Origin of the sequence: Bacteroides gallinarum DSM 18171 = JCM 13658, assembly GCF_000374365.1 — a bacterium.
GTDB lineage: Bacteria > Bacteroidota > Bacteroidia > Bacteroidales > Bacteroidaceae > Bacteroides > Bacteroides gallinarum.
In genome coordinates, this window is the sequence record NZ_KB894147.1 from 31,765 (window position 1) to 43,513 (window position 11,749).

Here is an 11,749-nt window from a genome sequence, read left to right on the forward strand (position 1 = left end):
GGACGGTCTGTACGAGGTAAACAGACCGTCCGTTTTTTTGCCTGGTTTTCAGAATAAAAAAGTGGGTAAACTGTTGAAAATAAATGATAGAATGCTTGACTTTGCCTCTTGGATTTCGTATCTTTGTTATGTGCCTGAGGAAAGGGTATTTCATTGATTAAGGCGCCTTATTACCTTTTCTTTTTGCATGGATTTATTGTATTCATTTTTTTAACCTAAACCTTATTTTTTATGGATGTACTTGTAGAGCGCTTTCAGCGCCGTAAGGATGTAACGAATCCTAATTCCCAGAAATTGTATTATCTCCGTCAGAAACCCAAGACTTGCGGTACGGTGGATATAGATGTCCTTGCCGCCAGTATTCAGAAAAATTGTGCCATGACAGCGGGTGACGTGAAGCATGTTATCGAAGCTTTGGTGGAGGAAATCCAGACGAATCTTGCCAACGGCGATAAGGTGAAGCTCAACCGGCTCGGCACGCTTCACATGACGTTTCACTGTTCCGGTGTGGAGAAGTCGGAGGATTGCACGGTGAGGAATATTTCCAAAGTGAATATTCGCTTCGTGCCCGACAAGGGGTTGAAGCTGGTAAACGGCAGCACTGCCGCTACCCGCAGTTCGGCAAATGTGGCTTTCACGCTGGATAAGCCGGAAAGCGGTACTTCTTCCGGTGGTAACCAGGGCGGTTCCGGCGGGGATGAGGAAAATCCGTTGGGATAACTTGTTGGGATATGCCGTTGGGATAGACCGGTGCACGGGGTAGGTGCGGTTATAATTCATTATTAGTTACTAATTATTAAATCATTACATCACATGGCAACAAAATCGACTTGGTGGAACAAGCTTCTTAAAATCGTTATCGCAGTGGCTTCGGCTGTGTTAGGCGCTTTGGGCGCACAGGCAATGCCTTTGAAGCCTTAAGGTTAGGAGTTCTGAGGTTCGGAAGTTTTGGGGTTTTGAAATCGGGAGCTTTGGAGCTTTGAAATCGGGAGCTTTGAGGTTCGGGAGTTTTGAGGTTTTGAAATCAGGAGTTCTGAGGTTCGGGAGTTTTAAAGTTCTGAAATCTTGAAGTCCTGAGGTTTTAAAGTTCCGAAGCCGGAAATCTGAAATCAGAAGTATTGAATTTTGAAATTAAATTCTTGTTATGAGATTAATCAATCTTATTGTCATTCACTGTTCCGCTACGCGTTGCGACCGCAATTATACGGAACATGATTTGAGTACAGACCACCTGCGCCGGGGATTCTCCGGTGCAGGTTATCATTTTTATATCCGTAAGAACGGCGATATAAAGACGCTTCGCGCCATAGAGCGTCCCGGTGCGCATGCACGCGGTTTCAATGCGCATTCGATAGGTGTCTGCTATGAGGGTGGGCTCGACGGATACGGGCGTCCTGCCGATACCCGTACTGCTTTCCAGAAGCATTCTTTGCGGGTGCTCGTTATGTTGCTGTTGCGCGATTATCCCGGCAGCCGCCTTTGCGGGCATCGCGACCTTAGTCCCGACCTCAACTGTAACGGCGAGATAGAGCCTGAGGAGTGGATTAAGGTGTGCCCTTGTTTCGATGCGATGTCTATTCTGCAAGATTTGCCGCCGCCCAACCCGGCTTCGCTGTAACGGGGCTATAAGATGTGGTAAGTTGCGTTTTACTTTTTTTACTAAATAATGTTATTGGCGTGAACAACATTCGTGGCTTCTTGTTACATTTGTAATCATTTCAATTTATTTAATAAATACAATTATGATAACAGAAAAATTACAGAATGCAATTAACGAGCAGATTACGGCTGAGATGTGGTCGGCAAACCTTTATTTGGCAATGTCTTTCTATATGGACAAGGAGGGTTATTGCGGTATGGCTTCCTGGCTGAAAAAGCAGGCACAAGAGGAACAGGAGCATGCTTGCGAACTGGCATCGTACATCATCAAACGTGGCGGTAAGGCTAAATTAGATAAGATTGACGTTGTTCCCAACGATTTCGGTACTCCGCTGGAGGTATTCGAGCAGGTTTACGAGCACGAATGCCGTGTATCGAAAATGATTGACGCCCTGGTGGATGTTGCTGCCGCCGAGAAGGACAAGGCTTCCCAGGATTTCCTGTGGGGATTTGTACGTGAGCAGGTGGAAGAAGAGGCTACTGCCGCCGGTATCGTAGATATGGTGAAGAAAGCCGGTGCTGCCGGAGTTTTCTTTGTCGATGCGAAGTTGGGCGAGAGAAAGTAAGTATATACTAATTATTCCCTAATGGGATTTTTTGGAAGATACGCAGAAAATATAGAGTTTTTTGCGTATCTTTGTTTTTAGAGATAATCAGATAGTTTGCTTTGTAGCATTAAAGAATATGAACTTTGAACAATTAAATTTTACGATGTTTTGCGTGGGCAATGTAGCGGATGCATTGAAAATGAGCGCTGGAAAAGTGTATCGTCTGTTGAGAGATTCCGGTATTTTAATGGAGTATATTGTTCCGGGGTATGACGTGCTGCATACATTCGGTAAAGATTATCTGGTGGAAGATATTGTATCGTATATGAAAGAGAAAGGGGTTTTGCAATGACGTTGTATCATGCTTCACCGTATATTATAGAGAGTCCGGATGTGAGTCATTCGCGTGACTTCCTGGATTTTGGGAAAGGTTTTTATCTTACTGCAATACGTGAGCAGGCTGAAAAATATGCTATGCGTTTTCTCCGCAGGGGGCAAAGAGCTTATATTAATGAGTATGTATTGGATGAGGATTTGTCTGAATACAATGTCATGACATTCGAAAGATATGATGAAGCCTGGTTGGAGTATGTAGGTGCATGTCGTAAAGGTAATGGTGGTGTGATGTATGACATTGTTTCCGGTGGTATAGCGGATGATAAAGTTTTCAATACGATTGATTTGTATTTTGCCGGTGAGATGAGCAAAGAGGATGCTTTAGGAAGACTGGCTTTTGAGCATCCCAATCATCAAATCTGTATACTGAATCAGGGTGTAATTCTACATCATCTGATTTTTAAGAAAGCTACTGAAATAACAATTGGAGAAAGCAAAAATGATAGCAAATAAAACTATTCTACAAATGAAATATGCCCGCATTGTGAGGTTGTTTGCAGAACGGGTACATTTGTCTTATGAGGATGCCTTGGGCTTTTTCTATGACTCGGAAACTTATGGTTTGATAAATGACGGAGTGGCTGATATGCATTGTATGAGTGATGAATATCTGGCAGAAGAATTAGTACTTGAATATAATAGAAAAGTGATAGGAACGTAATAATAGAGTGATAAGCTGATAAAATGAAGTGATTTTTCTTTATTACCTTATCATTTTATCAGTTTACCACTCTGTTATCATCTTACCGCATTTTTATTTCAGCACTCCCAATTCTTTTCCTTGTTTTCTGTTGTCTTTATTAAAGGTGGGTTTATATTATTTCGTGCTTCTTCTTGTGGGTAATTAAATTATTACCTATCTTTGTAATAAGAAGAAAAAGAAATAGTTATGCCTACAATATTTATCTTGTTCGGTTTTCGGTTTATGTTTTATGCTAACGACCATGAGCCTATTCATGTTCATGTAATAAAAGGGGATGTCAGTGCGAAATTCGCATTATTCCCTGTTATGTTGGTAAAAAACAATGGTTTGAAGCCTTCCGAGTTGAAGCTTGTAGAATCTGTAATTGAAGAAAACCAGGAGGTAATAGCGGAGCATTGGAATAAATTCTTTAACAAAGCGAATTGAACGGTTATGAAGGACGTAATAGAAAAAGTATGGTTGACCGATGCGGCTGTATGGATACGTACAACTGACGGTAGAGAAGCCTGTGAAGAATTTGCGGATTATCAAAGATTGAAGTTCGCTACTCCCGAACAGCGTGCGAACTTTGAGGTGAGTGAGTATGGCATTCATTGGAGAGAGCTGGATGAAGATTTGAGCTTTGAAGGCTTTTTCCAGGAAAAGAAATCGAATCCTTTGTACGACTTGTTTATTGCTCACCCCGAACTGAATGCTTCTGCGGTAGCTCGTAGGCTGGGTTTGTCGCAAAGCTTGTTTGCGCAATATATAAGTGGAGCGAAGAAGCCGTCTAAACAGCGTTTCGATGAAATAATAGAAACGATACATGCGATAGGACGCGAGTTGATTGCCGTACCTTGTTTGTAGCATTGAAGGATGCGGGGCATTCGATAGGAAAGCGATAGGGTGGCAGGGCGATAAAATGAAGTAACTTTTTCTTGTTACTCTGTTATCGCCCTGTCGCTTTTTTATTTGTTTATTTCAGCACTCCCAATTCTTTTCCTACTTTTATAAATGCTTCGATACATTTATCCAGGTGTTCCCTGTTGTGTCCGGCGGAGATTTGTACGCGGATGCGTGCCTGGTCTTTGGGTACGACGGGATAGTAGAAACCGGTTACGTAGATGCCTTCTTCTTGCATGCGGGCGGCATATATCTGGGACAGCTTGGCATCGTACAGCATCACGGCGCATATGGCGCTTTGGGTGGGCTTGATGTCGAAGCCGGCGGCGGTCATTTTGTCGCGGAAGTAGTTTACGTTTTCTACCAGCTTGTCGTGCAGCGCATTGCTTTCTTTGAGCATCTTGAATACTTCGAGGCTGGCGCCGATAATGCCGGGGGCGAGCGAGTTGGAGAACAGGTACGGACGGCTGCGCTGGCGCAAGAGGTCGATAATTTCTTTGCGTCCTGTGGTGAAACCGCCCAGGGCGCCGCCGAAGGCTTTACCCAGTGTACCGGTGTAGATATCCACACGGCCGTAGGTGTTGTACAGTTCGCTCACGCCGTGTCCCGTAGCGCCTACTACGCCTGCCGAGTGAGACTCGTCTACCATAACCAGTGCGTCGTATTTCTCGGCAAGGTCGCATATCTTATCCATAGGGGCTACGTTGCCGTCCATGGAGAATACGCCGTCTGTTACGATGATACGGAAACGTTGTGCCTGGGCTTCTTGCAGGCATTTTTCAAGCTCGGTCATGTCGGCATTGGCATAGCGGTAGCGCTTGGCTTTGCAGAGGCGTACGCCGTCGATAATGGAGGCATGGTTCAGTGAATCGGAGATTATGGCGTCTTCTTCGGTGAACAGGGGTTCGAACACGCCGCCGTTGGCATCGAAGCAGGCGGCATAGAGAATGGTGTCTTCTGTTTTGAAGTAATCGGCAATGGCGGCTTCCAGCTCTTTGTGGATGTCTTGTGTGCCGCAGATGAAGCGGACGGACGACATGCCGTAGCCGCGGCGTTCCATTATGTTTTGGGCGGCGGCTATCAGGCGGGGATGATTGGAAAGTCCCAGGTAGTTGTTGGCGCAGAAGTTCAGCACTTCCTTGCCTTTTACGGTGATAGCGGCTTGTTGTGCACTCTCAATCAGGCGTTCCTCTTTATAGAGTCCGGCTTCTTTAATTTCAGCAAGGGTCTTGCTGAGATGGTCTTTCATTTTACCATACATAGCTTTTTATTTTAATAGGTGATACATCGTTGTCTGAAGCTCTACAAAGGACATCATTTTTATTGGAATAAACAATATCTTTTTGATAGAAAAATGAAAAAAAAGTGCGTATATTTGCGCCTCGGTAATGAAAGAATACCTTATAAAAGAGTTGTATGAAAAATATTTTGGTAATTGGGGCCACAGGACAGATTGGCTCGGAATTGACATTGGAGTTGCGCAAGCGCTATGGTGATGACCATGTTGTAGCCGGATATATTCCGAGTGCTATGCCGCAGGGTGAATTAAAGGCTTCGGGACCCTCGGCAATTGCCGATGTGACAGACCGCCAGTCCATTGAGGTTGTGGCGCGACAATTCAAAATCGATACAATTTATAACTTGGCGGCTTTGCTGTCGGTTGTTGCCGAGAGCCGTCCGGCAATGGCATGGAAGATAGGTATCGACGGGTTGTGGAATGTGTTGGAGGTGGCGCGCGAGTATGGTTGTGCCGTGTTTACTCCGAGTTCTATCGGTTCGTTCGGCGAGAATACTCCTCATGTAAAGACGCCGCAGGACACTATTCAGCGTCCGCGTACCATGTATGGTGTAACTAAGGTGACGACCGAGCTGTTGAGCGATTATTATTATACGAAATACGGTGTGGATACCCGTGCGGTGCGCTTTCCCGGAATTATCTCCAACGTGACACCTCCGGGTGGCGGTACGACGGATTATGCGGTGGATATTTTCTACTCGGCGGTGAAGGGCGAGAGGTTCGTATGTCCCGTGAAGGCGGGTACGTTTATGGATATGATGTATATGCCCGATGCCATTAATGCGGCTATCTCGCTTATGGAGGCCGACCCGGCACGCTTGAAGCACCGGAATGCGTTCAACATCGCTTCCATGAGCTTCGACCCGGAGATGATTTATGCCGCTATCAGGAAGCATGTGCCGGGCTTCGAGATGAGTTATGAGATAGACCCTTTGAAGCAGGCTATTGCCGATAGCTGGCCTGATTCTCTGGATGACTCTTGCGCCCGCGAGGAGTGGGACTGGATGCCGCAGTTCGACCTGGAGTCCATGACGGTGGATATGCTTGAAAAATTAAGGGCAAAACTAAATAAGCGGCCGTAGAGGGGTGCGTAAAGGATGAAACGATTATTAACGGGGTTGTTCGTTCTCGCTTTTCTGTCTGCGTGCGGAAACGGGAGGCCGAAAATAGACCCCTTCGCTACCATTACCGGAATGGTGGATTCGGCAAGCCATAGAGCCGATACGCTGCAACAGGCGGAGGTGGAGCCTAAGCCGTCGGAGGCGGACGAGTTGTTCGACGATTTTATCTTCAACTACGCTTCGGACGATGTTTTGCAGCGGCAGAGGACGGTGTTTCCTTTGCCTTATTACGACGGGGATACGTCTTCGAAGATAGAGGAGCGTTTCTGGAAGCACGATTACTTGTTCACCAAGCAGAATTATTATACGTTGCTGTTTGACCGCGAGAGCGATATGGATATGGTGGGCGACACGACGTTGAAGTCTGTGCAGGTGGAGTGGATTTACCTGGATACGCGTACGGTAAAGAAGTATTATTTTGAACGCAAGAGGGGGATGTGGATGCTCGAGGCTATTAACTTGCGTCCTGTGGAGGAGTGCGAGGGCGAGAATTTCGTGGATTTCTACACCCGCTTCGTAACGGATAGTGTATATCAGAGCAGGCACATCGCCAACCCGTTGCAGTTCGTCACTATCGACCCGGACGATGAGTTTGCCATATTGGAGACGACTCTCGATGTGAACCAGTGGTATGCTTTCCGCCCGCCGTTGCCTGCGGACAGGTTGTCTAACATCAACTACGGACAGAGGAACGAGGATAATTCGAATACGAAGATTTTGAAAGTGAACGGCATCGGCAACGGATATTCCAATGTTTTCTATTTCCGGAGGCGGGGTGGAGAATGGGAGTTGTATAAGTATGAGGATACGAGTATTTAAAGATTTATGAAGATACCCAATACATTCGGATTCGATGTGAAGGCTACGGCGTATGTGGAATACGGCTCGGTAGAGGAATTGGAGGAATTGATAGCCGGAGGGCGTATCACTTCTCCTTTTTTGCATATGGGAAGCGGCAGTAATTTGTTGTTTGTAAAGGATTACGACGGTGTTGTGCTGCATTCGCGCATAGGCGGGGTGGAGGTGACTGCGGAGGATGATGAAAGTGTGGCTGTACGTGTGGGGGCAGGCGTGGTATGGGATGATTTCGTGGCTTACTGTGTAGAGCGGGGGTGGTATGGCGCCGAGAATTTGTCGCTGATTCCCGGTGAGGTAGGTGCGAGTGCGGTGCAGAATATCGGGGCTTACGGCGTGGAGGTGAAGGATATTATTTCGTCGGTGGAGACGATGAACATTTGCGGCGAGAAACGTGTTTACCGCAAGGATGAATGTGGATATGCTTACCGGAAAAGTATCTTCAAGGAGCCTGGGATGAAGTCGGTGTTTGTGACTTATGTTAACTTCGTGCTGGGCAAAAAGGAACATTATACGTTGGATTACGGTACGATTCGCCAGGAGCTTACTGCTTATCCGGCAGTGGACTTGGCTACTTTGCGCCGTGTGATTATCGATATCCGCAAAAGCAAGTTGCCCGACCCGAAGGTGCTGGGCAATGCCGGAAGTTTCTTTATGAATCCTATTGTGCCGCGTGCGCAGTTCGAAGCGTTGCTGTGCCGGTATCCTTCCATGCCTCATTATGAGGTGGATGCCGGTCATGTAAAGATTCCCGCCGGCTGGATGATAGACCGGTGCGGCTGGAAGGGCAAGGCTTTAGGCGCTGCTGCCGTACATGACAAGCAGGCGTTGGTACTCGTGAACTTAGGCGGTGCAACCGGGAAGGATGTGGTTGCCCTTTCGGATGCTGTCAGGGCTTCCGTTAAGAAGGAGTTCGGGGTGGATATTCAGCCGGAGGTGAACTTTATTTGAGAAAGGTATAAGGTGGGGAGGATAGTATAGGGTTATAGTAGTATGGTATTATAATATATATAGTGTTATATAATATAGGGTTATGTAGTATAGAGTTATGTAGTATAGAGTTATATATTGTAGAGCTATATATTGTAGAGCTATATATTATAGGGTTACATAGTATAGTGTTAGTTATATAGCATAATTTATATAGTATAATAGTTATATAATATAATCTTTATATAGTATAGGGAATATATAGGGGCATAGGTATATATAAGGTATAATGTCATAGTATAGGGTATAGGCATGTATAATGCCTTAGTTTTTATAGTTTATGGAGTTGATTATATTAGGAAGCGGAACCTCTACCGGAGTACCGGAAATAGGGTGTACGTGCGCCGTCTGCACTTCTGCTGATTCGCGGGACAGACGTCTGCGGGCATCGGCATTGTTGCATACGGACGATGCGACGATACTGATAGACTGCGGTCCCGATTTCAGGACACAGATGTTGCGTGCTTCTATCTATGAACGGATAGACGGCGTGCTGGTAACCCACGAACATTACGACCATGTGGGCGGATTGGACGATTTGCGCCCTTTCTGCCGTTTTTCGGAAATACCTGTCTATTCGGATGCTTATACTGCCGGGCATCTGCGGGGGCGGATGCCTTATTGTTTTGTGGATAAGAAATATCCGGGTGTGCCGCGTATCTATTTGCAGGAAGTGGAAGCGGGCAAGCCGTTCTTTATCCGGAAAACAGAGGTGCTGCCGGTTGCCGTGATGCACGGGCGGCTGCCTATCCTGGGTTACCGTATCGGCGGACGCCTGGGGTATGTAACGGATATGCTTACGATGCCGGACACTTCGTATGAACAATTGCAGGGGTTGGATGTTTTGGTAATAAACGCTTTACGGACGCAACCGCATCCTACGCACCAGAGCATATCGGAGGCGTTGGCTGCGGCGGAACGTATCGGCGCTAAGGAAACGTATTTCATCCACATGAGTCATAATGCAGGGTTGCATGCCGAAATAGACCGTAGGCTGCCGCCCCATATGCACTTTGCTTATGACGGTATGAAAATAGATTTCTAAACTTTTTAAAACATTTGTTTTGTTTTATTAGTAGAATTGCTTACTTTTGCCAACAGTTGATGAATATATGCCATGAAGCTCCGACTCCTTATACGAATAGCCGTTATTGTGTCCATAGTGTTGCTATGTACGGGCTTCGGTGCATATTCGTTTCTGCGCTTGAATGCGGTGGAGAGCCGGCAGGATTTTAATCTCTTTACATTAGTGCCGCAGGATGCCACTGCCGTGCTCGAGACAGACCGCATGGCGGATTTAATGGACGATATCAACGGGCTGCATTGCAGCAGGGACGACCATTTTCTGTATGTATCGGAGCTTTTCGTTTATCTGAAAAAATATCTCAATACGCTGGTGGGCGATACGCCGCATGGGTTGAGCAGGCAGATGAATAAGATGCTTATCAGCTTCCACGAGCCGGATAATCCTTTGAACCAGGTGTTGTATTGCAGTTTGGGCTCCGGAGATTACGAGTTGGTGGAGTCTTTCGTACGCAAGTATTGTTCCAGCACTTTCCCTTCCAAATACTTCGACTATAACGGTGAGGAAATACGTATCTATCCTATGGCGGACGGGCGTTTCCTGGCGGCGTACTTCACGTCGGATTTTCTGGCGGTCAGCTTTCAGAAACGTTTGATAGAGCAGGTTATAGATGCCCGCCGTTCGGGACAGTCATTAATGGATACGCAGTCTTTCCGCACTATGTATGCCGGCAAGCGCACTAATGTGGCGGCTACGGTGTATGTACGTATGAAAGAGGTGGATATGGGCAAGGATACGGACGGCATCCGCCCGCAGACGCGTTTGGGGAGTTGGGCGGAGTTCGATATGAAGTTCAACGAGGATGCCATTTACTGTTCCGGAATCAGCCACGGGGCGGATTCTACCCGGACGTTTATCAACGCGCTGCGCAGGCAGAAGCCGATAAAGGGATTTTCGGGAGAGCGTCTGCCGTCTTCTACTTTCTTTTACGACCAATGGGCTGTTTCGGATATGGAGTCTATGTTCGGCTTTACTTCGCGGCAGGAGTATGCTAAGGCTACTTATTCCGACTACATCAGGAAACGGGACGAGGAGTGGATGTCTTTTATGAAGGAGCATGCCGGAGAGAGTATCATGTCTTGCTTGTTCCAGTCCGGGGATACCGCGTACAAGCGTCCTTGTGCCGTAATGAGTATTGCCGTGAAGGATGAAGCGCGGGCGGAACGTTATCTGCAAAGTTTGCTGTATGCTACTCCGAAGGAAAAGGATGCTCCGGCAGTGCCCCGCACGTCTCCCGATTATAAGTTGTATCCGCATGCACGGAAATACCGCCAGTATATGTTGCCGCGGAATACCATGCTGACGCAACTGACCGGTATCACGGAATCTGCGCTTTATACCTATGCTTGTTTTTATAAGGGGGCTTTGTTGCTGGCGCCCGATGCGCAGAGTCTTTCCGCTTATATAGATGCTGTCGAGAATAAGGATGTGCTGGACGGCACGTCGGTATATGAGGAGGGGGTAGGCAGTCTTTCTCCGTATTATAATTTTACTATGATGGCGGATATGGAGGAGATGATGCGCCAACCGGAAAACTATGTGCGTCTGCTGCCGAATTTCTTCTTCCGGCAGTCCAAGTTTTTCCGCCATTTCGTTATTGCTATACAGTTTACTTGCACGGAAGGGGTGGTGTATCCGAATCTTGTTTTGCTGTATAAGGGGGAGAACTCACCGCAGATTACCCAGATTGACGCAGATTGAAGGCGGATGTATGGGGGTAGACGGATGTACGGCTTAAGATAGATGCTGATTGAGGTATATGTGTAGGTTAAGACATGTACGGATTGGGATAGATATGCAAATTAAGGTATATGTGTAGATTAAGGCATATGTACGGGTTGAGATAGATATGCAAATTAAGGTATATGTGTAGGTTAAGACATGTACGGCTTGAGATAGATATGCAGATTAAGGCATATGTGTAGGTTAAGACATGTACGGTTTGAGACAGATATATAGATTGAGACAGATTTAGACAGATTTAGATTAGGGTGTAACGGACTTATCCTGATTATGGATTGATTTCCAAATAACTAATCTTACCTTATAGCAAAGCCCTCTATGAACGTGCAATCGTTTATAGAGGGACATTCAGTAAATAATATAAAATCAGCCAACTAATTCATACACAAAATATTGCGAATTAGCTGGCTTTTTTGTATCTTTAGGTATTCCCCCGCAAATAAGGTTTGAAGGCCAAAACGGGGGAAATTC

15 protein-coding genes are annotated in these 11,749 nt (G+C 46.4%); 14 read left to right on the forward strand and 1 reads right to left on the reverse strand.

Going from position 1 to position 11,749, the window contains the following annotated elements; genetic code table 11:
- The first annotated feature begins 231 nt into the window (after positions 1 to 231).
- From C233_RS0115975 to C233_RS0116010, 9 genes are all read left to right on the forward strand, one after another.
- Positions 232 to 720, forward strand: coding sequence for an HU family DNA-binding protein (locus C233_RS0115975; protein WP_018668570.1), 489 nt, complete (start codon positions 232 to 234; stop codon positions 718 to 720).
- Between the two features lie 93 nt (positions 721 to 813).
- Positions 814 to 921, forward strand: coding sequence for a smalltalk protein (locus tag C233_RS24210; RefSeq protein ID WP_154656078.1), 108 nt, complete (start codon positions 814 to 816; stop codon positions 919 to 921).
- Positions 922 to 1,144: 223 nt separating this feature from the next.
- Positions 1,145 to 1,618: an N-acetylmuramoyl-L-alanine amidase gene (locus C233_RS0115980; RefSeq protein WP_025068991.1), complete on the forward strand. Its 474-nt coding sequence runs from the start codon at positions 1,145 to 1,147 to the stop codon at positions 1,616 to 1,618.
- Positions 1,619 to 1,742: 124 nt separating this feature from the next.
- Entirely contained in the window at positions 1,743 to 2,225 is a 483-nt protein-coding gene (locus C233_RS0115985; RefSeq protein WP_018668572.1) for a ferritin, read from the forward strand.
- 118 nt (positions 2,226 to 2,343) lie between these two features.
- Entirely contained in the window at positions 2,344 to 2,559 is a 216-nt protein-coding gene (locus C233_RS0115990) for a DUF3791 domain-containing protein (RefSeq protein ID WP_025068990.1), read from the forward strand.
- Positions 2,556 to 3,056, forward strand: a complete 501-nt coding sequence (locus tag C233_RS0115995) for a DUF3990 domain-containing protein (protein WP_018668574.1) — start codon at positions 2,556 to 2,558, stop codon at positions 3,054 to 3,056. Before C233_RS0115990 ends, C233_RS0115995 begins: the two co-directional genes overlap by 4 nt.
- 13 nt (positions 3,057 to 3,069) lie before the next feature.
- A complete protein-coding gene (locus tag C233_RS0116000; protein ID WP_241217576.1) occupies positions 3,070 to 3,264 on the forward strand; it encodes a DUF3791 domain-containing protein in 195 nt (64 codons plus the stop codon).
- Between the two features lie 228 nt (positions 3,265 to 3,492).
- On the forward strand, positions 3,493 to 3,732 hold the full coding sequence (locus tag C233_RS0116005) for a DUF4160 domain-containing protein (RefSeq protein ID WP_018668576.1): 240 nt from the start codon (positions 3,493 to 3,495) through the stop codon (positions 3,730 to 3,732).
- A 6-nt stretch (positions 3,733 to 3,738) separates the two neighbouring features.
- On the forward strand, positions 3,739 to 4,152 hold the full coding sequence (locus tag C233_RS0116010) for a DUF2442 domain-containing protein (RefSeq protein WP_018668577.1): 414 nt from the start codon (positions 3,739 to 3,741) through the stop codon (positions 4,150 to 4,152).
- A 109-nt stretch (positions 4,153 to 4,261) separates the two neighbouring features.
- Here C233_RS0116010 and kbl read toward each other — a convergent pair whose 3' ends face one another.
- Positions 4,262 to 5,449: a glycine C-acetyltransferase gene (gene kbl, locus C233_RS0116015; protein ID WP_018668578.1), complete on the reverse strand. Its 1,188-nt coding sequence runs from the start codon at positions 5,447 to 5,449 to the stop codon at positions 4,262 to 4,264.
- A gap of 155 nt (positions 5,450 to 5,604) precedes the next feature.
- Between kbl and C233_RS0116020 the strand changes: the two genes are divergently transcribed.
- The 5 genes from C233_RS0116020 to C233_RS0116040 all read left to right on the forward strand — a co-directional run bounded on the left by C233_RS0116020 (position 5,605) and on the right by C233_RS0116040 (position 11,236).
- Positions 5,605 to 6,567, forward strand: coding sequence for an NAD-dependent epimerase/dehydratase family protein (locus tag C233_RS0116020; protein WP_018668579.1), 963 nt, complete (start codon positions 5,605 to 5,607; stop codon positions 6,565 to 6,567).
- Between the two features lie 15 nt (positions 6,568 to 6,582).
- Entirely contained in the window at positions 6,583 to 7,425 is an 843-nt protein-coding gene (locus C233_RS0116025; protein ID WP_025068989.1) for a DUF4348 domain-containing protein, read from the forward strand.
- 6 nt (positions 7,426 to 7,431) lie between these two features.
- Positions 7,432 to 8,412, forward strand: a complete 981-nt coding sequence (gene murB, locus C233_RS0116030) for a UDP-N-acetylmuramate dehydrogenase (RefSeq protein ID WP_018668581.1) — start codon at positions 7,432 to 7,434, stop codon at positions 8,410 to 8,412.
- Between the two features lie 319 nt (positions 8,413 to 8,731).
- A complete protein-coding gene (locus C233_RS0116035) occupies positions 8,732 to 9,496 on the forward strand; it encodes an MBL fold metallo-hydrolase (protein WP_018668582.1) in 765 nt (254 codons plus the stop codon).
- A gap of 72 nt (positions 9,497 to 9,568) precedes the next feature.
- The gene (locus C233_RS0116040; protein WP_025068988.1) at positions 9,569 to 11,236 is read left to right on the forward strand and encodes a hypothetical protein; all 1,668 of its coding nucleotides are present in this window, start codon (positions 9,569 to 9,571) and stop codon (positions 11,234 to 11,236) included.
- The last annotated feature ends 513 nt before the right edge of the window (positions 11,237 to 11,749 follow it).